The organism is Ruegeria sp. BA12, assembly GCF_056539625.1.
In genome coordinates this window covers 119,167-141,378 of record NZ_JBQFVF010000007.1, presented here as the reverse complement: position 1 = coordinate 141,378, position 22,212 = coordinate 119,167, and the positions used below count along the sequence as shown (strand labels likewise).

Below are 22,212 nucleotides of genomic sequence, written 5' to 3'. Positions count from 1 at the left end.
TTTCCATGTCTGCCAAATCTACTCCGACCAAAGCCTCTGACCTGCTTGTTGCCGCCCTCGAAGCCGAAGGGGTCACCCGAGTTTTTGCTGTGCCTGGCGAAGAAAACCTTGATGTTCTTGAGTCGCTGCGCACGTCGTCCATCGAATTGGTGTTGACGCGCCACGAACAGGGCGCGGCCTTTATGGCGGCCACCTATGGCCGTTTGACCGGAAAGGCAGGTGTCTGCATGGCGACGCTGGGACCGGGGGCGACAAACTTCGCAACTCCAGCTGCATATGCCCATTTGGGGGGGATGCCCCTGATTATGATTACCGGGCAAAAGCCGATCAAGAAGTCCAAACAGGGGCAATTTCAAATCATCGATGTGGTCGGTCTGTTTGATCCGATCTGCAAGATGTCTAAGCAGATCGTGCATGGCAACACGATCCCTGCCCTGATCCGCGAGGCGTTCCGCGTGGCCGAGGAAGAGCGCCCCGGCGCGGTATTGCTGGAACTGCCAGAAGATATTGCGGCAGAAGCCACCGATGCACCAGTTCTGCAGCCTCATCCGCGCCACTATGCTGTGGCGGATCATACGGTTTTGCAGGAAGCCGCTGAACTGATCCGATCGGCAAAGATGCCCCTGCTTTTGCTGGGGGCCGGGGCCAATCGCAAGGACGCGCGCAAAGCGCTCAGCCGGTTTGTGGCAGACACTCAGATCCCATTCTTTGACACACAAATGGGCAAAGGTGTCATTGATGAACGGTCTGAGCTGTTCATGGGAACGGCTGCGTTAAGCGACGGCGACTATCTGCACTGCGCCATCGACCGGGCCGACCTGATCATCAATGTCGGCCATGATGTCGTGGAAAAGCCTCCTTTCTTTATGGAAGAGGGCGGCACCAAGGTCATTCATGTGAACTACAAGGCGGCGCAGGTCGATCAGGTCTATTTCCCGCAGATCGAGGTTGTCGGCGATCTGGCCAAATCAATCACGCGCCTGGCCGAAATCCTCGACGGTCCGCTGGAGTTTGATGACAGCTATTTCCGGCTTGTGCGCGAGGAGACGGAAAAACACACATCCGAAGGGGCCGATGATCCGCGCTTTCCGATCATCCCGCAGCGTATCGTTGCCGACACCCGCAAGGTGATGGGTGACAGCGATATAATCGCGCTGGACAACGGCATCTACAAGATCTGGTATGCCCGAAACTATAAAGCGTATGAGCCCAACACCGTGCTGCTGGACAACGCGCTGGCGACGATGGGGGCGGGGTTGCCCTCGGCGATGATGGCGGCGATGCAGTATCCTGACCGCCGGGTCATGGCGATCTGTGGCGATGGTGGATTCATGATGAACAGTCAGGAACTGGAAACCGCCGTGCGGCTGGGGTTGAATCTGGTGGTGACCGTGCTGAATGATGGCTCTTACGGAATGATCCGCTGGAAACAGGCTCATGCAGGGTTTGACGATTGGGGATTGGAATTCAACAATCCCGATTTTGTGCAATACGCCAACAGCTATGGCGCAACCGGCCACCGCGTCGAACGCACCGAAGACTTGGTTCCGACATTCGAGGCCGCCTTTGCATCGGGTGGCGTGCATCTGATCGACGTACCTGTCGATTACAGCGAAAACCAGCGCGTCCTGATCGAAGAACTGGAAGCCAAGGTATGCCTGATATGAGTACCAGCCTGGATGTCGTGAACCCATTCAGCCTTGAGAAAATAGGCGCGATTGACCTGCGAACATGGGACGAGATCGAGCCGATGCTGGATCGTGCTCACTCTCTGTTTCGGGACAGGTCCGCGTGGTTGCCCGCCTATCATCGGATTGAAATTCTGGAAAAAACCGCTGCTCTGATGTGGGCCCGGTTCGACGAATTGGCGCATCTGATCGCCGATGAAGGTGGCAAACCCTTGATTGATGCGCGGGTCGAGGTGACGCGCGCCATAGATGGGGTGGGTTTGTGCATCCACGAGATCGGGCAGATGTCCGGGCGCGAAATCCCGATGGACCTGACCGCCGCCGGAGCCGGGCGCTTGGCATTTACGACCCGCGAACCCATCGGGGTGGTTGTGGCAGCCAGCGCGTTCAATCACCCGCTGAACCTGATTGTGCATCAGGTCGCCCCTGCTGTGGCAACCGGGTGCCCGGTGCTGGTGAAGCCAGCCCTCGACACGCCTCTGTCCTGCAAGGTCTTTGTCGACATGCTGCACGAGGCTGGCCTGCCGCAGGAATTCTGTCATTTCGTAGCCTGCGACAATGCAGTGGCGGAACAGTTGATCACCGACCCGCGCACGGCTTTCTTTACCTTCATCGGATCAGCCCGTGTGGGGTGGATGCTGCGATCCAAACTGGCACCGGGTACACGCTGCGCATTGGAACATGGCGGTGCCGCACCGGTGATTGTGGACACCGATGCCGATCTGGACGCAATGATCCCGGTTTTGTCGAAGGGCGGGTTTTATCATTCCGGGCAGGTCTGCGTTTCGACACAGCGGGTCTTTGCGCCAATGGATATGGCCGAAGAGGTCGCCACGCAACTGGCCGAGGCTGCATCTCAGCTAAAGGTTGGAAACGCCACTGATGAAACGGTTGATTGCGGTCCACTGATCCGTCCGGGCGAAGTTGACAGGGTTGCAGAATGGGTAGACGAGGCAATCGCTGGCGGCGCGCGCGTTCTGACCGGCGGTAAACGGTTGGGGCCGACAACCTACGCGCCCACCGTATTGCTGAACCCTCCGGCGGATGCCAAAGTCTCGACGCTGGAAATTTTCGGACCCGTTATCTGTGTTTATGGCTATGATACTTTCGATGGCGCAGTTGAGGCCGCGAACGCATTGCCTTTCGCCTTCCAGTCTGCGGTTTTCACCCAGTCACTGGATCGCGCGCTGACGGCGGTACGCACGCTGGATGCCACGGCGGTCATGGTCAATGACCATACGGCCTTTCGGGTTGACTGGATGCCCTTCGCAGGCCGCCGCCAATCCGGTTACAACACCGGCGGGATCAGATACACGATGCACGACATGACACAGGATAAAATGGCAATTATCCGGCTGCCTCAGGATAAGTGACGGCCCTGTATATCCCGGTTCTGGCTCCATTCACTGCAAGGTATCTCCCTTTCAGGTCAGCGGGCGTTGGTTGAATTGAAAATCCACGCTCGAATTGGTTCAGTGCCAGTCCAACTGACGCGCCCTATTGTTTGACCCGTAGGGTAGTTAGGTTTGAATAAGTGCAGCTGCTTCGCCAACCGTATACGCTTTCATTTATTGCCGACATGACGCGCGCGGACAGTTTCCAAAAGGGGGCGCGGGTTATTGTATCGATCAATCGCACCGTTGCGCACAAAGTAACCACGATCGACATCGGCAAGGGTATCGCAAAACACCCGCGTGTTTTTAAGCATTGCGCTGGTTCCCATTGCCTCAAGGACCCGGGCGTTGGTCGCGTCATCATCCCTATGGGGAATGGCAGGGTTGTCTCCGGCGACGCGCAGATGCACCGATGCTTTCAAGCCGTGGGGCGTAACCACCCGATCTGCGGCTTCTAATCTATCCGCAACCGGCTCGGTGTTGCCCAGCCGGAACACAGCACCCGCAAGTCCGCAGGAATTCGGAAGGGTCTCTAGAATTTCTATCTGGTGCCTGTCCTGTGTATCGAACCCGTGATTTATCACATGAAAATACGTACCATCAGCTTTGATATCCTCTTTCGTGCGCATCCGGGAAATGTAGATTGGCAAGCCGGTTTTTTCGTATGCCTTAGACAGCGCATCAACAGATCCCTCCACGTCGCGCCAATTCAACGTGATCTCCCAATCAAACAAGTTGTCAGCGACGGACGCGATCAAATTCAGGTGGTTTTCAGGAATACTGTAACCAAACAACGTGATGCGAAATCCAAGATGTTTCAGAAGGCCGATCCGGGCGCGGCGCACAGGGTCCAGAAGATCATGCAGAGGGAGACGCACGTCCCGGATGCCCATCTCTTGCAGCGCCAGAAGATGATAGTCATTGCGAACCGGTTTGCGATCGAATTCGTCCAAGCCACCGCTGGGAGGCACCTCTGATATCTCCGCCCAATTCTTACGAAGGTCAAAGCCTATCAGTGGCCGGGTGTTTTCCCTTGGGTCAGGGGCCAAAGGCTGCAGATCGCCGGTTGGTTTTTCACCGGGTGCCAGCTCTGCTCCGTTGGTACGCACAAACTTCGTGACGTGGCCGTTTTCATAAACACTCACCAAAAAATAACCCAGTTTCGCAGCGTCATTGCGACCGAATTCACTGCCTTCCGGTGGAATTGCCCTCAGCATTTCTGAATAGTCCTGCCGGACAAAGCTGGTCGCTGGCGCCAGGTAAAAATCCGTCTCGCTATAACGATCGTACCAGAAGTTGTGGGCGTGACCTGAAAACATGGCCTCGATCCCATGCTTTTCGAGCAGCCCCAACAGCCATCCCCTACCCGGCTGATCGGTATTGTCATAGTGGTCAAGTTCGTCGGGATAACACAAGTAGGCCGGGTGGTGCAGCATGAGCATAATTCGTTGCCCTTGCGCCGCGGCTAGCTCGTTTTCAACCCAACGTCTTTGATCCGCTTCATCCTGCAGCCCGGAATTGATCAATTGCGCGTTCAGCAGAAGAAAACGCACCCCACCCTTTTCGAAGCTGTGGTATTGGGCGCCAAACTCCTTTTCCCACGCTTCGATCATTTTAGGCGTGGTGGGGCTTGCTGGCCCGCCACTGATTGGCGTGTCGCCGATATCGTGGTTTCCCGGCAGCACATGGATTGGCATCGTCAGGTCCGACACAATTGCGCGGTAAGCTTCGGCGGCCTGCGCAAACAGCTCTCCAGTCTCAGGCACGGGGTGAAGCAGATCACCGAGGTGGACAACAAAGTCCACCTCTCTGCGGTTGATATCTGCGACTACAAAACGAAACCGGCGATTGGCGCGGGCGTTCACGGGAAAGGGCGAGTTGCAGCGATCTTCGTCTGGATTGACATGGGTGTCCGAGATCACCGCAAAGCTGTAGACAAAGTGGCCCAGACCGGCCTTTCCCGTATTAACCATGATGTCTTCCTTGTATCTCGGGATTATCCGCCAGTGGTCAGAACCGATGCCTGCCCTGTGCGTGAGGCACGAATGCGGGATCGGATCAGTACAAAGATCGACAACGCTGTCAGCAGCCAGAACAGCCAGCAAATCGCGTTTCTGACAAAAATTGAAAGACTCCCATCAGACAACAACAGTGATTGACGGAAGTTGTCCTCAAGAAGCGGTCCTAGAACGAAAGCGATCAAAAACGGCGCGACCGGGATATCAAGCCGCATCATGGCGAATCCAACAAGACCCATGCACAGCATTACCAAGATATCGAACAGGTTGTTGTTCACCGCATAGGCACCATAAACACATAGTGTAAACACGATCGGGTACAGAATGCGGTTCGGGATCAGCGCGACGCGGCTGAAGGTCTTGATCGCGACCTTGCCTACGATGAACAAATAGGCCGAGCTAAGCAGGATACCCATGAACAGCGCATAGATCATTGGCAGGCTTTCCGCGAAGAGAATGGGGCCCGGACGCAACCCATGGATCATGAATGCGCCCAGAATTACCGCCGTGATCACGTCACCTGGTACGCCCAAAGCCAGCAGCGGGATCATTGTCGCCCCGGCTACACCATTGTTCCCAGCCTCGGCAGCAGCGACGCCTTCAGGCTCACCCTTGCCGAAGTTTTCGGGGTTTTTCGAGTTTCTGCGTGCTTCGCTGTAGCTTAGGAAAGCCGCCGGGGCGCCACCAATACCGGGAATTGCCCCCAATATCACGCCGATGAAACTGCCGCGAACAACCGATTTCAGCGTTTTGCGGAAATCGGCAAAGCTTGCACCACTCCCCAATTCCTGACGCTGTGCCCCGGGTGGCCTTGCGCGCCGCGTCGCGCGATCCAAGATTTCGGGGATAGCGAAGAGACCAATCAGAACAGGAATAAAGTTCAGACCGGACATCAGCTCGTAGTTTCCAAAGATGAACCGGTTCGTGCCGTAGATCAGATCAAGCCCGACAGTGGCCAACATCAAACCCAGGCACGCAGACAAGATACCTTTGGTCAAGCTGGGTCCTGCAACACCTGCGATGATTGTCAAAGAAAAGACGATCAGCGTGAAAAACTCCGGTGGACCAAAACGCAATGCGAATGTCGCCAGAAAACCGGCGAACATGATCAGCGCTATGTTCGAGATCAGATCAGCCAAACAAGATGCATAAAGCGCTATGTCCAACGCCTTTCGTGCTTGCCCCTTCTGTGCCAGCGGATAACCATCCAAAATGGTACAGGACGCCGCCGGGGTTCCGGGTGTCTTGATGAGGATCGCCGTCAAAGACCCGCCATAAAGGCCGCCCTTATACACACCAAGCAGTAGCAGGATGCCGGTCACTGGCTGCATCGTAAACGTAAACGGCAGCGCCAGAGCTACGCCCATTGGCGTCGTCATCCCCGGTATCGCACCGATGATGGTTCCAATCAGAACCCCGATGCCGATCACCAGAATGTTTTCGAAGCTCAGGAAAAGCTGAAAGGCAGTGGAAATATTCTCGATCATGCTCAGCTCCTACTCAGCTAAACGTTTCGAATATGCCAAGGGGCATTGGCACACCTGCGACGTGCAAAAAGAACAGATAAAGAAGAATAGGAAGAAGGATGCTGATTGGGACGATGTAGTACCATTTTCGCTCACCAAAAAAGAGCATCATGGCAAGCATCAAAACAATCGAGCTGGCAACCACGCCCAGCGTCGTAAGCGCAAAGTAAAACAGGAAAAGTGCAAAGATTAGAATTACGGTTCGTAGCGTTCCCGGCAGCGTCTCCAACTTGTAGATTGCATCTGCTTCCGCGTCCTCATCCGCATCCACCTCGGGTGTTTTGAGGAAGTATGATTCCGCCACCAAACTCAGCGCGACAAACACAACGGCGAAAGCAATGACGCGAGGCCAGAACTCGGGTGACAACGCCGAGATCTCGACATTGCCCGGAGAATCCACCCCTGACGGTATGAGTATCACGATTGTCAGAATCCCAAGGACCAGGAACAGTGCCCCCGCGAAAAAATCTCTCCGTTTTGATGGCTCCACGGTCAGTTTCCTCCCTTCAGCAAATTCAAATCCAACTCAGCGTTTGCGATGTTTTCGCTGAGCGATAACAGCCGAGCCGCGCCCATATGCGTCATCTCGCTGGATTTGATCTTGATTGGTTGCTGCAGATCCGACTTGAGGGTGTCGATCTGCTTTCGAAACGCTTCTAGGTAGATGGGCGATTGGGCCAGCGGCCCTGCCAGCAACACCAGTTCTGGCTGCAAAACCGTCAAACTTAGCGAAAAGCAGTTTGCTGCCCGCGCGCCAAATTCTTCCAAAACCGATTTGTAGTCACCATCCGTTTCATCCGCGCCCGAGACGACCTCCCAGATTTTTCGCGCCCGGTCCCGATCGGAAAGCGCATTGAAAACGTCCGAAGAAAGCAATTTCTGCAGCAGCGCTTTCCCGCCGCACAAATCTGACAACGTCACGGGCAGATTGGACCCCAACCCGTCGGTGGTCTTAGCTTCGGTCAGAACACCACCAACCCGACTGATCCCACTATAGGGCTGCCCATTGATCTGAAGTCCGATACCAAAGCCAAGCGCGCAGTAGATCACTACCACGTTTTCAATGTTGCGTGCGGTCCCAAATGCAGCCTCGGATTGACAGATCGCAGCGCTCGGCGTTTCCAGCGCAACCGGAACTCCAAGCTCTTTCTGGACCAGATCCCGAACACCAACTTCGTCATCCCACCCAAGTGTCGGGGCCGAAATGACGGTGCCACGCGCCTTGTCCAGATTTCCTGCAATCGTAAGCCCAACACCAAACAACCTGTCTCTGTCAGGAACATGTTGTTCAATGAGCTTTCGGGCCTGATCACAGCATGTCTTCAGAAAGCCTTCGCCTTCGGACAGGCCTTCACCACCAGCATCCCAGGACGCAATTCTGTTGTTTGAAAGATCGGCCAGTGTAACGACCTGCTGATAGGCGTTGATACCTATTCCGATAACGTATCCACCAGTGCGATCGACAGACAGTCTCTTGGTGCGCGGGCCCCGCCGCCCCTCTGATTTGGCGTCGCCGACTTCCTGCACCAAGCGCGCCTCGATAAGTTCGCGCGTGATCCGGGACACGCTTGCCGCGTTCAATTCCAGCTTGTCGGCAATTTGCGACCGGGAAATTGTACCAGACCCCAATATCTCACTCAGAACCCTTTGCCGGTTTCCGCGCCCGATTTCTTCCAGTGATGAACCTGCCATTTTGAGCCTCCCATTTCATATTGACTTAATTATTTACTTACTGCAAGTAATTTATTAAGGTGAATTCATTCGATTCAGGGAGACGCTATAAAATGAAACTGAAAAATACAGTAGTCGCTACGCTGAGCTGCCTTGCCCTGCTCGCAATCCCAACTGTGGCATCTGCGCAGGAATATCCAAGCAAGCCAGTAACATTGGTCGTTCCGTACGGCCCCGGCGGTGCCGCTGATCTGGCCGCCCGCACTATGAGTACAGAAGCCCCCGAGTATCTGGGTGAGAACATTCTGGTCGTCAACAAAACCGGCGCTGGCGGAGTCGTTGGCTCGACTCAGGTCGCAAAATCACGCCCGGACGGCTACACTTTGCTTATGGCGCGCGTGGGCTCTCAGGCCACGGTTCCTGCGATCAACCGCACAATACCGTACAAGTGGGACGACTTTACCTTTCTCGGCCTGATTGAAAAGAACCCGTTTGTCTTGGGCGTAAGTGCAGACTCGCCGTACCAAAACTTTGACGAACTGAAAGCAGCAATCGAGGGGGGCGAGCGCCTTTCTTATGCGTCTGCCGGAGTTGGCACTTTGTTGCATATGGCAATGCTGATCATGCTGGATGATCTTGGGGTAGATTCCGAAACCCTGATCCATGTGCCCTTCAAAGGGGGCGGAAAGGCGACCGCTGCCGTTGTTGGCGGGCACGCCGATTTGATCTTTCACAACCTTTCAGGTCTGTCCGGCGCAATTGAGAGCGATCAAATTCGCCCATTGCTGACCACCACGCCGGAACGGTTCTCAGCCATACCGGACACCCCGACCGCGCAGGAGCTTGGTCATCCAAATCTGGAAAATGTCGTCGGTTGGACAGGCGTATGGGGCCCAAAAGATCTGCCGGAGGACGTTGTAGCAAAATGGGTCGAAGTGCTGGGCGCGATTTCCGCCGATGCAAGCTGGGTTGATACGACTGAAAAGCTGGGCTCGGTCCCTATTGTTCTGTCGCCAGACGAAACAAAATCGTTTGTCGAGGGTCAGGTCAAAACCTTCAGTGACACCGCCGAAAAGCTGGGAATGGTAATTCAATAAGCAGCTCGGCGTCCCGGGCGGCCGCTCCTCCCCTTGGCCGCCCGGGACAATTTTCTTTCACATTTGGGAACCCACAATGGCACGTCCGAACATCCTTTTTATTCAGGCCGACCAGCTTGCAGCAAATGCGTTGAAAACATACGGAAACAAGACGGTGAAGGCGCCAAACATCGACCGCCTTGCGCAGGCAGGTGTCGTGTTTGAAAACTGTTATTGTAACTTGCCCATGTGTGGTCCGTCCCGCGCGTCGATGCATGCCGGAAAGCTGCCTTTCTCCATTGGCATGTATGACAATGCCAGCGAATTCCACGCCGATATTCCAACATTTGCCCATTACTTGCGCAGCATGGATTACCGGGTTGAAATGTCGGGCAAGATGCACTTTGTCGGCCCCGATCAGCTGCATGGATATGACAAACGCCATACGACAGAAATCTACCCGGCAAACTTTGCCTGGACCGTGGATTGGTCCAAAGGGCGTGAATACAAGCCCACGAACCTGACCATGGCACCCATTCTGGAAAGCGGCCCGGCAGTGCGCACCATGCAGATGGATTACGATGACGAGGTCGAATATCACGGCATTCAGGCGCTGTATGACCTGGCGCGCACGGGCGATGACCGGCCCTTTATGTTGACCGTTTCCTTTACCTCACCCCACTCTCCGTTCGTGATCGGACAGGAATACTGGGATCTCTACGACCATGATGAGATCGAGTTTCCAGCAGTGCCACCACTTGAGCTAAACGAGATGGATCACCTCAGCCGCAACTTACATTATTGCCAGTCGCGCCACGAATTTACCGTCACCCCCGAAGATCGTCGAATGGCGCGCCATGGGTATTACGGCATGATCTCGTATATCGATGATAAAGTCGGCCGCCTTGTGGAAGTTCTAGAAAAGACGGGTCAGATGGAAAACACCATCATTATCCTGACCGCCGATCATGGTGAGATGATGGGTGAGCGTGGCATGTGGTTCAAACAACACTTTTTTGAATGGGCCGCCAGTGTACCTTTCATCGTCTACGCGCCAAATCGGTTCAAACCAGCGCGGGTGAAAAAAAATATCTCACTGATCGATCTTCTACCAACACTCACAGACCTTGCCGCTGACGGCGCGTTCCAGGATTTTGCGTCGCCCATAGATGGCCAATCCCTGGTCCCTGCCCTGAACGGAGACACATCTACACTGTCGGATGTCGCGATCTCGGAGTTTGCGGCCGATGGTTCAACCGGGCCCAGCCGAATGGTTAAAAAAGGGCCGTGGAAGCTCATGTGGCTCGAAGGTGAAGACACATTGCTCTATAATATCGACGAAGATCCCACCGAGGTGAGAAACCGCGCGAACGATCGTGACTGCACCGAGATCCGGGCCGAGCTTGAGGCTATCTTGTTCGACGGTTGGAATCCGGAGGAATTAAAAACAACCATTCGCGCCAGCCAGGTTCGCAGGCTTGCAATTCACAACGTGACGGGTGGGGATCCGACATATGTTCATACAGTTCGCCACGATGATGGTGGACGCTACATCCGCAATGCAGGGGCGGCAGACACCAAGGCGCGGGCGCGTCTACCTTACGTGGCTCCGGCAAAGCCAGATCAGGCGTAAATGCACCGCATGACTACACCCTTGTTGGCGCATGCACTGCGGGGTTCTTTTGCGTCGCATCTGCCTTCGGACCAAAATTCCGACCGAGCCAATTGAAATGGAACGCGCTGGCCACCGTAGATATCGAAGACAATCCGTTGATCCTTTAAAAGGACATCAGGGCTAACCGTCACAGATCAGCCCAAATTACACTTTGCTTTCCGGTGGCCGAAACCGGACGTTGCCACGCCTCTTTATTATTGGCGTCAGCGTCGTGGTTAGATGGGCAGAACATAAATGCGTCGTCCCGGATTCCTGGCCCGCAAGAATGTTGGAGCGCAAGTCATCCCTGTTGGTTAGGGAAGCACTGGCTAACAAAATGGCACGGATCGTCTGGGCGTTGATCGCGAAAAATTTGCAACAGAGCCCCCACCAAAGCCTTGGGTTTCCTTTCATAGTAGGTTCAGCAGTATCACTATTCTTATATCCTGGATTACCTCCCGGTCGCTTTATACGCAAAATTTAATGATTTTGCTCATTACTTTTACTTTACCATAATCCGACCGCCAAACTCGATGAGTACCGCTTTTCGGGATTGATATTTTTTTGTCCGGAAATGAGATCTGAATACACCCATGACAGACCCCGCGTCCTATCTCCCTGCCTCCTCCCCTGCTCTGTCACCTGCAGATCAGGAGACGCTGGACGCTCTCTATGTTCGCGGAACTCTGTCCAACACCTTGCGGGTTTATGAGCGGGACTTACTCTACATCACCGCCTGGAAAGCGGCCCGCTTCGGCACCGTGCTGGAATGGTCAGAAAGCAACGCCACGGCGCCAGCCTAAATACTCGATCACACCCAGATGAATCAGGGGTGCGCCTTGCCCCACCGGCTGCGCTCGGGCTTTCTGAACCAGGTCGCGCTGGACGGCGCGCCGATCCAAGCCGCCATGCGGCAGTCCTTACGCCGGTCCGTGGCTCAGGTTCTGGCTCAGACTTACTATGATGATGTGGACACTGCGGAAAACCCGGCAACAGATCTGTTGGGATGACGCGGCAAAAAAGAAACGCCGGGTTTCGACCCGGCGCTTCCTTGCCCAAGAATTCAGGTGTGAACCTTACCCGTGGGTAAGATCGTCTTCTTCCTGCAAATCGTCGATCAAGGTGGCAATCGCTTGTTCCAGCTTGGCCCGATCAACCCGTGTAAAGTCCAGATCATAGCGCAGCTCGATCCGCCCGCTCGAGGCCGAGCATTTCGCGACCCCTGCCCGCCCCGACACCTGAAATGTGGTTTTGGCCCGGCGCGTTTTACTAGCACCTGACGGTTCCGGCTTTTTCGTCGCGGTGCTATCTGCTTCTATAAAAGTCCGCAAAATGGCAATTTCGCGCGGGCCGTCGCGATCCGGTTCGCTCATGATTGCGGTGCTGACCTGTCGAACCAATCCGGGATTGGCGTCAAATTTTCGCTTTAATTCGACCCCCAAATTACGCGGAATTTCATTGGGGTGCATCAGCACCTTGTCCAACATCATCAGCAAACTGGCGAACGCGCGAATATAGCTGCGCTTGGTATAGCTGGCGGATTTGAACAGGACCGCAACGGCCTTGTCTACGTCAGCACAATCGTTTGACGGGTCTTCGGCATACGCTCTGGCCAATGCGCCCATCTCAGCAAACGAGATATCTTTGCGGATCAGGTTTTCATCTACCATGCGACGGTAGCTGTCGTTCAGGTCTGCCGCTTCAGAGATACCCGCTGGAATACGCGCATAAAGCTCATCCCCCGTTTCCTCATGCAACGCGCGATAGGCCGACAGGCGGCGCATGCCCTGTATCAGGTCGAACCGGCCATCCGTACGGCGTTCCAACCGGATGGGATTCGACAATCCGATATCTTGGATCGAGGCCTTCAATTCCTCCAACTCCGGATCGGGGCCGGGCTTGCGGTCACGGGTCAGTTTTTCGGTGACCACATCTGACAAGACTACATGTTCGGTCACCAAGCCATCCGACCGCAACCGGACCAGCTCATGCGCCAGACGATCATTTTCGGCACGAATGGTTTCTTCGGTCGATTGCTGGTCGCGCAACGCGTCCGCGTTTTCCGATATTGCGGTGGCCATCGGTCCGCGCCGCTTTTCCAGCACCTTGTCCGGAACCTTGCCGACCGGAATGTCATCCATGGCCGACATGTCGATGTCAAACATTCTGCGTTTGCGGCTCATGCGTCATCCTCCAGCTTTTCCCAGGCCGATAGCATCACGTCCCGGAATTCTTCATATACATTGTCAAAGGTCGAGCGCGCGCGTCGCCAGGTTTCGCGCGTCATCTCCCGGTAATCCATCTCATAGACAGAACTTAAGAAGCGGCCGGATTGCTCGACTGCGCGGGTCATCTCAACCGGGTGTTCGGCCACGTGGTCACCAAACACTTTCCTAAACGCATCGAACATCGCCAGGTGCAGGGCATTGCCCGGCTCGTAACGTGTCAGCAGAAAGCGCAGCTCACAAAAGGTTTTGGGCAAGCCGATCTTACCCGTGGGTAAGGTCTTGTCGAAACCATAAGCGAGGTCTTCCAACGCCTCGGCCAGCTGACCGATGAACGACGTGGTCGAGTCATATTCCCAGTAGCCGGGACCAGAGGGGACATAGAGCATGTCAGCTGCGAAAACGGCGTTCATGGATTGGTACCCAATCGCCGGGGGGCAATCGAATAGGATCAGGTCGTATGCATCATCCGGGATCTGATCCAGATAGCGCGATACGGCGGCAAAGAACGACCACTCGGGGTTCAGGTGCCGATACTGCGCGGAAGCAAATTCAACGAAGGCGGCGTTGGCACAAGACGGGATGACGTCAATAGTCGACCAAGAGCTTTGCTTGATGAAGTCCGCAATGCGCAAATCGCCCAGCCCCATATCGGTAATCGAGGGTGGCAATTCACGACGGGGCAGGGTGGTGCCGGATTCGGCGGCAGCAGGGCGGTTGTTCATCCGCTCGGTCTCACGGATCAAATCTCGGGCCATGATGCCCCAGACGGTGAAATCTTCGGTCACGTCGGTCAAACCCATCGAGTGGCTCAGCGTTGCCTGCGGGTCGAAATCCACCACCAGCACCCGGTACCCATCCAGCGCCGCGGCATGGGCCAGATGCAGAGCAACGGTCGACTTGCCCGCGCCGCCCTTGAAATTGGCCACCGCCGCCCGGATGGCGCGCTTGCCCACGGGGCGGGGTGGCATCAGGGATTTGCGGTTCACCTTAAGGCGGCGGCGCAGCTCGTTCACCTCTTCCAGGCTGAACCAACGCTGGCGGCCATCCGGCTCAACCTCACCACTGGGCAGTGACGGGTCCGCAGCCAGCTTGCCGCGAAAGGTCGACTGGTTGACGCGAAAGATCAGTTCGGACACCTCCCAGCTTGAAAAGCGGCGGAGGGTCTTTTCCATCTCGGGGCTGAAGGTCTGTTGGCGGATCCAGCCCTGCAATTTGAGGGACTGATTGCGCAATGCGTTCAGGTCTTCGTGCGTGTACATGCCTCAAGTCTCATTCTTTTGGACGCTATTTTATACGTTTTAACTATTTACGCTTGATTTGCGCTTTACGCAAAAGAAAATATGATAAGAGTGTAATCTTACCCACGGGTAAGAAAACAAGGCGTTACACCGCATGATCCGATTCGGCTGGCATCCGATTCGCCCCCAAGGGTTTCCAGGGCAGCGATCCAAGATTTAGGGGGGCGCTAAACCCTGAAATGCCCCATATAGGGGGTCAAAAGTGGATATTAAGGGGACACCTTAGACGTCCCCCATCACCAATACTTCACCTATTTTCATTTTTAAATTGAATTGGATTGGGGGCCGCAGCGATTCAAAATCAGACTCCGCTTGACAGAATCGTCGGTTTGGACGCTAATCAGGTCATCAAGACGAAAAGCGTTGGCAAACAGCGTATTATTGGCGGTATAACCCGTCTGAGGCAGACAGAGCGGTGAGAATAGGAATGCAGGTTGCAAAACCGGTAGGGCGAAATGCGCCTGCCATAAAATACGACATTCTATCAGCGTTGACAGTTCACGCCCTGTCTGGCGATAAACATCGCCAGCGCAGCATTTTACGCATCATTGCCTTGATCACTACCCGGTACAACTGGCGCAACAATGAGTTGTCGATTGGGCGGGAAGAGATCGCGCGTCTGTGGTCCGTAAACGAACGCACGGTGAAACGTGAAATGGCAAAGCTGCGGTCGATGGGCTGGATTGCGGTCAAGCGAGCCGCTGCGCGCGGGCGAGTTGCGGTGTATGAGCTGGACCTGAAGCAGGTGATGCTTGATACTTCGGACATCTGGCCCATCATCGGGTCCGATTTTCAGGCCCGAATGTCGGATGATCCCGAACCGGACACAAATATCGTCCCTTTCAAAGTCAAACCTGCACCATTTGAACCGTCGGACGAGGAGGTCTGGACGCAGGTGCAAGCCATATTGCACGGGCGCGATCCTGAACTATGGGCGAGTTGGTTCCAACATTTGACAGAGGCTGATAGGGTAGGGGGGGTCGTCACCCTGATGGCACCGTCGCGGTTCATGGCGGATTACATCGCCCAAAAATGGTCCGCGCGGTTGTTGGCCGCCTACGGCCGGGTTGACCCCTCGGTGCGCCGTCTGCGCTTTGAAACCGCTGAATAGACAGGATTACTGACGCTTGAATTTTCGACTGCTTTGAAAGACCTGACGGTATGAAAGATTTCAATTGTCCCAATTGCGGGTCTTTGTGCCCGATCTTATTGGACGCGGCCAAGGTCGTGACCTGCTCATCCTGTGGCTCGACACTATTTTAAAAGGGGACCATATTGCGCTTGCGGGCGATCAGGGTGTCCTGCATGACGCGCCGCTGCTGTTCGGGATCGGGGACACGGTCGAGTTGGGGCGAAAGCGATCCAGATTCTTGGACACGCGCGCTATTCCTATGGTCGCGTTTCTGGGACGAGTTCTGCGGAACTTCTCAGAAAGGCGCGATCTCCTGGGTTTCGGTGGATGAGGGTGATGTGGTCGAACAGATCCGCGTTTCCGACGAACGGATGCCAAAGTTCCGACCGCCTTTCAAACCGGGCGAGACGCTGGAGTATGAAAACAGCACCTACACGGTCACCGAAGTGGAACAAGCCGAATGTATTGCCCTGCGAGGGCGGTTCGACGAGGAACTGCAAGTGGGTGAGGCTTATGACTAGGTCAATGCCACGTGCGAATACAACAGATTGCTGTCGGGCGAATTTTGGGGGGGCAGGGTTGATGTGGTTTCAGGGGCGCTGGTTCGATCCGTTTGGCATAAAGATACAGCAAACATGACAAGGTCGCCCGAGCTTACCTCGATCAATTGCATCTCATGCGGTGCCGGGATGGACGTTTTTGGCGGTGGTCGGGTAATGGTCCAAATCTGCGAATTTTGCGGATCAGAGCTGGACGCGCAGGACAGTTATAAGGTGTTGCGCAAGTTGGTTTTGTCGCAAACTTTGTTCCACCTGTCAGACTGAGTGTCGTTTTGGTAGCGCATGCTCAGATAAGACAGGAGCAGACCATGACCATCTCATTCAAAGGTGCGCACTTTCCGAAAGACGTGATCTAGTACGCTGTTTTCTTCTATCTCCGATGCGACGTGCCAAATCGGGATCTGGAGGAAATCATGGCGGAAAGAGGCGTTGAACTGGATCACGGGACGCTGAACCGTTGGGTGAGCCGATATGCCGGTTTTGTAGCTGATGCTTCGCGGCACAAGAAGCGTCCTACCGACCGTTCGTGGCGCATGGATGAGACCTATGTTAAAGTGAAGGGTGAGTGGGTTTACCTCTATGGCGCCATCGACAAACACGGCAAAACCCTGGACTTCATGCTATCCGAACGCCGGAATAAAGCTGCTGCAACGAAGTTCTTCGCTTGTGCGCTTGAGATGAAGGGTTTGCACGGAAGATTGTCATCGACAAAAGCGGCGCCAACACTGCTGGCATCAAAGCTATAAACAAGATTCTGAAAGGCTTTGGTTATCCGATACCGATCGAGATGGTGAGGCAGAAGTATCTCAACAACATCATTGATTAAGAACATCGATTCATCAAACGTCGGATCAGGCCCATGTTGGGTTTCAAGTCTTTCGATTCAGCTGCATCTGCCCTGGCTGGCATCGAGCTGGTCAACATGATCCGCAAAGGTCAATTCACACCCGGACTCTCCCCGTTTCAGCAGTATGTTCAACTGCTAGGATAATCAAACCGCCTGCGTTGCCTTCTCGTCCTTCAAAGGAATTTGCGACAGAACCGTTTCGGGGAATGGGGGTTTGTGCTGGCCTCACCCGCGCCACTGTCGGGGCGAAGTTTGGGTGTGCCGGATGGGCTGAGTTATCTGACACCCGAAGTCTGGCAGGCCGTACAGGTGTTTAGTGCCGCTATGGACCGCGTTGCGGGCGATCCACCAAACGATTTAAGCAACTTAGATTTCTGTGTTTTCCAGACCGGTTATGCTGGCCTCAAGCAATGCCTTCAGCTTTGGGCGCCATATTTCAGTCAGGGCGTCTTCGCGTGTTACCAGTGAGACGTTGCGAAACAACGGCTGCGGCTTACAAGGCAGAACAAGAACCTGATCAGCGCCATACCGCAATACGTCTGTTTTTGGTAAAAGCGCGTATCCGATGCCGTTTTTAACGCAGTTTACGATGGCTTCGATACTATCAAGGATAATCACTTCCTTCGACTTCAATTGCATCTGATCACGGTATTGGGCGATCAGCTTGCCAATGCCCGACGACGGAATGAAATGCAAAAAAGGGTGTGACCCGGAAAGTCCGCTTAGTCCTTTTACCTTGCTGTCCAGCGGTGCCGCGATCACCATTTCCTCACGGATCACGGTTTCGCAGCAAAGATCAAATGTCGCATCTGCGATTTCAGTTACGATTGCGGCATCCAGTTGACCGTTCCGGACCTGTTCGCACAAAGTCTCTGACAATCCGGTACTGGTTCTCAACATTGCTTTTGGAGCCAGCTGTTCTGCCGTTCCAAGAAACAGGGGCAGAATGCGAGCAGCGGCTGAGGGAACAAACCCGACCCGGTACGTTCCGGTCAGTTGATCGGTAGGCACACATCTTGATTTCAGAACTGAGTAGGCATCAACTATTGTCTTGGCGTCCTGAGCAACCCTCACTCCGAGTGGCGTCAGTTTGGGCGGCCGATACCGGCGGTCGAACAACGCTGTGCCAAGCTCTTCTTCCAGCGATTTCATCTGCATGCTGACAGCAGACAGTGTCATGTTGCGCACTTCTGCGGTTCGAGAAAATGAGCTGTGCTGTGCAATCGCAACTAGTGTTTCAAAAGCTGAAATCTGCATAAGTTCAATAAAACTTAATTTAATCACAAAGTAAATTCGATTGAAAATAACATGCGGGCTCTCACATAATTGTGAGTAGAGAGGATGACCCAATGCTTGATCAGGGAACAAAGACGTATCAGGAAATCGCCCGTGAACTAGCTCCAGGATTTGCGGAACGTGCAGGTCACTGGGACGAGACCCGCGCCTATTGCTGGGAAAACGTACGTGAACTGACCGACGCTGGACTTATGGGCATGACAATCCCGCCCAGGTTCGGAGGGCTCGGCGCCTCATACCTTGACGTGGTTTTGGCCGTCGAAGAAATCGCCAAGGCCTGCGCGTTGAGTGCCAGGATTGTCGTCGAGGCCAATATGGGCGGCATCAGCGCGATCATGGCCTATGGCACAGATGAGCAACGGGATTTTGTGGCCCCGCTTGTCCTGTCCGGGGACAAGCCCGCGATCTGTATAACTGAACCCAACGCCGGCAGCGCGGCGACCGAGATGCAGACAACGGCCCGGCGTGTTGGCGGGAAATATCTGATCAACGGCAGCAAACACTGGATCACGGGCGGCGGCGTTTCGAAGCTTTACCTAATTTTTGCGCGTGTTCTGGATGAGGACGGAACCGATCTCGGGATCACCGGTTTTCTGGTTCACTACGATCCTGAAAACGGTATCGCCCCCAAAGGGTTCGATGTGGTCGGTCGCGAACGGACCATGGGGCTGTGCGGCATGCCCGAAACTGAGCTTCGTTTTACCGATCTGGAAGTTGATGAGCGTTTCGCGCTGGTCACCCCATCGGGAATAAAACGTGGCTTTGCCGATCTGATGACCGCTTATAACAGCCAGCGTGTCGGGGCGGGAACGGTAGCCATGGGAATTGCAGCCGGTGCGCTGGAGCACTCAAAAAGATATCTGCGTGAGCGTCATCAATTCGGCCGCCCGTTGCAGGAGTTTCAGGGTCTTCAATGGATGTTTGCAGACATGGACACGGCGGTCCATGCGTCCCGTCTGATGTTGCATGAAGCCGCTGGATCCCTTGGTTCGACTGGGTTTCCCGACATGGCAATGGCAGCCAGGGCAAAAGCCTTTGCGTCTGAACAGGCGATCAAAGTCGTCAACGACTCCTTGCAGATATTTGGTGCGCGCGGATACGGCGCGCAGGAGCCAATCGAGCGCATGTATCGCGACGTGCGCATGTTTACCATCGGTGGTGGAACTGCGCAGATTCTGAAAACACAGCTTGCAGGTAGTTTGTTGGGCATTAAAACGCCACAGACCAGAGACGGGTACGCGAAGCTGGCCAGGGGTTGATAGCCTCAAGCCGCTGCGATTGCGCGTATTGATCTGTTCATTCTTGGATTGTTTTTTAGGTCTAAGAGCAAGTCTTCCAACTCTGGCTGTTTGAGTTCTTTCGCAGTTCCTTTCGGTGAAAGCCAGTGTCTTTTTCTTTCGTGCCTTTCCTTCCACCGGGCTTCACCTTATCGATGTAGAGCGGGTAGACGGTGGCTTTCACTTGGACACTGGTACCGTCGTTAAAAGTCTTAGCGTTCTCAAACTCACCGATCGGCTTGCGAGAAACTGTATCTTCCACACCAGCCTCCGCCAGCGCTTCAATTTCTACCGTGCACCAGTCTTGCTCGCCGTCCATCGGCCAGCCCTTGGGCATGATCCAGCGTCCTGTGTAGCGCGACGTGATAAGAAGTACTTTGGGGCGACCGCCGAACAATTGCAGAGGCAATGCTGCAACTTGTTTAGTACGCTGAGCCGTTATGCTTCTCGCCCTACGCAGGAGGTTGAAGTGAAGATGTGACCAACCCTTTCCGATTGCGACTGGAAGAAACATAATAAACGTCACGAATTAGCAATGCAGAATTCACTGGTTGTCGATATGCCAACCCATGCCTAAATCCGACAGATGCCTTTGAACCCGCCCAGGGTAATCAGATACGATTGCATCCACGCGCAGGTCGATCATCCTGTCTATTTCTTCGTGCTCATTCACCGTCCAAACGGCAACACATAGGCCCAGATCTTTTGCGCGCGCCACATTTTCAGCCGTTACATCCGCGAAGTACGGGCACCAAAGCGAACCGCCAGCTTGCTTGACCAAATAGGGAATTTCATCACAACGACCACGAAAGTCAGGGCAAACCGCTTTCGAGGAATCCTCCCCAACATCATCCGCGTTATCTGGAAGCTGTGTAAGGTAAGAAGACGGCATATCAGGAGCTTTTCGCTGACATTCCTCCAGAAGGTTCCAGTCAAAACTGTGCAGTACTGCGCGCGACGAAAGACCTTTGCCGCGAACTTCCTGTAGAACTCGCCCGACAAAGTTCTCCCTATGAAGCGGATCATGGGCCACGTCAGGATCCGACTTCAGTTCGAGCATCAGATAGGCATCGCCGTATTTTGGTTCACTCACCAATTCTAGCAAGTCCATCAGCCTTGGGACTCGAACGCCTTCCAATTGGGCCTGGTCTGGAAAGCGTTGGCCATAGGCAGAATGCCCGTCTAACCGTCCAATATCGAATTGCTGAATCTTTTCGAAAGTCAGTGACGAAACCTTCGGTTCCTCCCCGGTCAGAAACAGGCCATCTGCGCCGCGAAAGCTCGGTGCGTGCAGACGATGATTATGGGTTATGACCGGCACGTCATCCGCCGTCAGGACAACATCAAACTCAAGAAGCGGGACACCGATAGACAGCGAGAAATCAAAACCAATCATGCTGTTTTCGGGCAAAACGCCTCTTGCCCCTCGATGTCCCACGACCCGGATCAGGTTTTCGCCACCACGGAAGGCTTCGACTTGAGGAAACGTCATTAGCCGCCCAGCCTTTCACCAGTTGATTGGTCAAACAGATGCATGTGCTCTGGGGCGACCGAGAACCGCAAGTTCGGATGCCGGCCCTCGATCGGATGGACTCCCGGAAGGCTTATCGTGATCGCTCCGCCGACTCTCGCTAGTTGACCGTGCAACAAAGTGTTGGCCCCTAACGGTTCCGCCATCTGAATCGCCGATTCCAGCGGACCATTATCATCCAACAGCAGATGCTCTGGGCGTATCCCCAGCTTCAACGCGGTATCGGGACCTGCAGAACGGCCGACCGCAATTTCACCGATCTTGATCGTCCCGTTTTCACGCTGGGCGTCAAACACATTCATCGCAGGGCTGCCAATGAACTGTGCCGCGAACAGAGTTCTCGGTGTTTCGTAGACCTCTAACGGCGTTCCAATCTGCTCGGCGATGCCACCATTCATCACGATCATCCTGTCGGCCATCGTCATGGCCTCGACCTGATCGTGGGTCACATAGAGCGCCGTGATCCCCAGCTTTTCCTGGAGTTCGCGAATTTCCAGACGCATCTGAACCCGCAGCTTGGCATCTAGGTTCGAAAGCGGCTCATCAAACAGGAAAACTGCTGGCTCGCGGACAATGGCCCGCCCCATCGCCACCCTTTGACGCTGACCGCCTGATAGTTGTCTGGGTTTGCGATCCAGCAAGGGTTCCAGCTGCAATAGTCTGGCGGCCTCGGTCACTTTTTGATCGATTTGATCTTTTGGCAACCCGGCGATCTTCAGCCCGTAACCCATGTTCTGACGCACCGACATATGCGGATAAAGCGCATAGTTCTGGAACACCATGGCGATGTCGCGATCCATCGGCTCTTTCTCGTTGGCCCGTTCTTCGCCAATCCGGATTTCGCCGGATGTCACGGTTTCCAGGCCCGCAACCATCCGCAACAGCGTGGACTTCCCGCAGCCCGAAGGGCCAACGATTACAATGAACTCACCATCCGCAATGTCGATATCGATGCCATGGATGACGTCCGTCGGGCCAAAGCTCTTTTTGACGTTCTCAAGGGTTACTGTTGCCAT

19 protein-coding genes and 1 pseudogene are annotated in these 22,212 nt (G+C 54.7%); 10 read left to right on the top strand and 10 right to left on the bottom strand.

Annotated features, from left to right (window positions below):
* The first annotated feature begins 5 nt into the window (after window positions 1-5).
* Both ACR0B0_RS14530 and ACR0B0_RS14525 read left to right on the top strand, forming a co-directional pair.
* A complete protein-coding gene (locus ACR0B0_RS14530; RefSeq protein WP_480648378.1) occupies window positions 6-1,667 on the top strand; it encodes an acetolactate synthase large subunit in 1,662 nt (553 codons plus the stop codon).
* The gene (locus tag ACR0B0_RS14525) at window positions 1,664-3,061 is read left to right on the top strand and encodes an aldehyde dehydrogenase family protein (RefSeq protein ID WP_480648376.1); all 1,398 of its coding nucleotides are present in this window, start codon (window positions 1,664-1,666) and stop codon (window positions 3,059-3,061) included. Before ACR0B0_RS14530 ends, ACR0B0_RS14525 begins: the two co-directional genes overlap by 4 nt.
* A 191-nt stretch (window positions 3,062-3,252) precedes the next feature.
* Here the strand turns inward: ACR0B0_RS14525 and ACR0B0_RS14520 are convergent, their stop codons facing one another.
* Genes ACR0B0_RS14520 through ACR0B0_RS14505 form a run of 4 tightly spaced genes read right to left on the bottom strand, consistent with a single transcriptional unit; the run spans window position 3,253 to window position 8,318 of the window.
* Complete coding sequence (locus tag ACR0B0_RS14520) at window positions 3,253-5,055, bottom strand: metallophosphoesterase family protein (RefSeq protein WP_480648374.1); 1,803 nt, start codon at window positions 5,053-5,055, stop codon at window positions 3,253-3,255.
* 23 nt (window positions 5,056-5,078) lie between these two features.
* Complete coding sequence (locus ACR0B0_RS14515) at window positions 5,079-6,587, bottom strand: tripartite tricarboxylate transporter permease (protein WP_480648372.1); 1,509 nt, start codon at window positions 6,585-6,587, stop codon at window positions 5,079-5,081.
* A 13-nt stretch (window positions 6,588-6,600) separates the two neighbouring features.
* Window positions 6,601-7,116, bottom strand: a complete 516-nt coding sequence (locus ACR0B0_RS14510) for a tripartite tricarboxylate transporter TctB family protein (RefSeq protein ID WP_170362600.1) — start codon at window positions 7,114-7,116, stop codon at window positions 6,601-6,603.
* 2 nt (window positions 7,117-7,118) lie between these two features.
* Complete coding sequence (locus ACR0B0_RS14505) at window positions 7,119-8,318, bottom strand: ROK family transcriptional regulator (protein WP_170551044.1); 1,200 nt, start codon at window positions 8,316-8,318, stop codon at window positions 7,119-7,121.
* A 92-nt stretch (window positions 8,319-8,410) separates the two neighbouring features.
* On the opposite strand from ACR0B0_RS14505, the gene ACR0B0_RS14500 reads away from it, so the two are divergent.
* The 3 genes from ACR0B0_RS14500 (at window position 8,411) to ACR0B0_RS14490 (ending at window position 12,037) form a co-directional block, all read left to right on the top strand.
* Window positions 8,411-9,394 carry a Bug family tripartite tricarboxylate transporter substrate binding protein gene (locus ACR0B0_RS14500; protein WP_480648369.1) on the top strand — a complete coding sequence of 328 codons (984 nt, stop codon included), beginning with the start codon at window positions 8,411-8,413 and terminating at the stop codon, window positions 9,392-9,394.
* Window positions 9,395-9,470: 76 nt separating this feature from the next.
* Window positions 9,471-11,006 (top strand): choline-sulfatase, encoded by a 1,536-nt coding sequence (gene betC / locus ACR0B0_RS14495; protein ID WP_480648367.1) that lies wholly within the window; start codon window positions 9,471-9,473, stop codon window positions 11,004-11,006.
* An 860-nt stretch (window positions 11,007-11,866) separates the two neighbouring features.
* The gene (locus ACR0B0_RS14490; protein WP_254440255.1) at window positions 11,867-12,037 is read left to right on the top strand and encodes a site-specific integrase; all 171 of its coding nucleotides are present in this window, start codon (window positions 11,867-11,869) and stop codon (window positions 12,035-12,037) included.
* A 66-nt stretch (window positions 12,038-12,103) separates the two neighbouring features.
* Here the strand turns inward: ACR0B0_RS14490 and ACR0B0_RS14485 are convergent, their stop codons facing one another.
* Together ACR0B0_RS14485 and ACR0B0_RS14480 are read right to left on the bottom strand one after the other, a co-directional pair.
* A complete protein-coding gene (locus tag ACR0B0_RS14485) occupies window positions 12,104-13,210 on the bottom strand; it encodes a ParB/RepB/Spo0J family partition protein (RefSeq protein WP_480648365.1) in 1,107 nt (368 codons plus the stop codon).
* Complete coding sequence (locus ACR0B0_RS14480; RefSeq protein ID WP_170351206.1) at window positions 13,207-14,514, bottom strand: AAA family ATPase; 1,308 nt, start codon at window positions 14,512-14,514, stop codon at window positions 13,207-13,209. The genes ACR0B0_RS14485 and ACR0B0_RS14480 overlap by 4 nt, the downstream gene beginning before the upstream one ends.
* Before the next feature lie 466 nt (window positions 14,515-14,980).
* On the opposite strand from ACR0B0_RS14480, the gene ACR0B0_RS14475 reads away from it, so the two are divergent.
* The 4 genes and pseudogenes from ACR0B0_RS14475 (at window position 14,981) to ACR0B0_RS14460 (ending at window position 17,236) form a co-directional block, all read left to right on the top strand.
* Complete coding sequence (locus tag ACR0B0_RS14475) at window positions 14,981-15,664, top strand: DnaA N-terminal domain-containing protein (RefSeq protein WP_170351207.1); 684 nt, start codon at window positions 14,981-14,983, stop codon at window positions 15,662-15,664.
* A 194-nt stretch (window positions 15,665-15,858) separates the two neighbouring features.
* On the top strand, window positions 15,859-16,206 hold the full coding sequence (locus ACR0B0_RS14470) for a hypothetical protein (protein WP_480648363.1): 348 nt from the start codon (window positions 15,859-15,861) through the stop codon (window positions 16,204-16,206).
* Window positions 16,207-16,320: 114 nt separating this feature from the next.
* Window positions 16,321-16,509, top strand: a complete 189-nt coding sequence (locus ACR0B0_RS14465) for a hypothetical protein (RefSeq protein WP_480648361.1) — start codon at window positions 16,321-16,323, stop codon at window positions 16,507-16,509.
* Between the two features lie 44 nt (window positions 16,510-16,553).
* Window positions 16,554-17,236 (top strand): annotated as a pseudogene (locus ACR0B0_RS14460) (IS6 family transposase).
* 222 nt (window positions 17,237-17,458) lie between these two features.
* Here ACR0B0_RS14460 and ACR0B0_RS14455 read toward each other — a convergent pair.
* Entirely contained in the window at window positions 17,459-18,460 is a 1,002-nt protein-coding gene (locus tag ACR0B0_RS14455; RefSeq protein WP_480648359.1) for a LysR family transcriptional regulator, read from the bottom strand.
* On the opposite strand from ACR0B0_RS14455, the gene acdA reads away from it, so the two are divergent.
* On the top strand, window positions 18,442-19,647 hold the full coding sequence (gene acdA / locus ACR0B0_RS14450) for a 3-sulfinopropanoyl-CoA desulfinase (RefSeq protein WP_480648358.1): 1,206 nt from the start codon (window positions 18,442-18,444) through the stop codon (window positions 19,645-19,647). The two genes, ACR0B0_RS14455 and acdA, sit on opposite strands and share 19 nt — an antisense overlap.
* Before the next feature lie 61 nt (window positions 19,648-19,708).
* Here the strand turns inward: acdA and ACR0B0_RS14445 are convergent, their stop codons facing one another.
* The 3 genes from ACR0B0_RS14445 to ugpC all read right to left on the bottom strand — a co-directional run bounded on the left by ACR0B0_RS14445 (window position 19,709) and on the right by ugpC (window position 22,212).
* Window positions 19,709-20,002 carry an NUDIX hydrolase gene (locus ACR0B0_RS14445; RefSeq protein ID WP_480648356.1) on the bottom strand — a complete coding sequence of 98 codons (294 nt, stop codon included), beginning with the start codon at window positions 20,000-20,002 and terminating at the stop codon, window positions 19,709-19,711.
* A gap of 207 nt (window positions 20,003-20,209) precedes the next feature.
* Window positions 20,210-21,157 carry a glycerophosphodiester phosphodiesterase family protein gene (locus ACR0B0_RS14440; RefSeq protein ID WP_170351213.1) on the bottom strand — a complete coding sequence of 316 codons (948 nt, stop codon included), beginning with the start codon at window positions 21,155-21,157 and terminating at the stop codon, window positions 20,210-20,212.
* Window positions 21,157-22,212 (bottom strand): sn-glycerol-3-phosphate ABC transporter ATP-binding protein UgpC, encoded by a 1,056-nt coding sequence (gene ugpC / locus ACR0B0_RS14435; RefSeq protein WP_170351214.1) that lies wholly within the window; start codon window positions 22,210-22,212, stop codon window positions 21,157-21,159. The genes ACR0B0_RS14440 and ugpC overlap by 1 nt, the downstream gene beginning before the upstream one ends.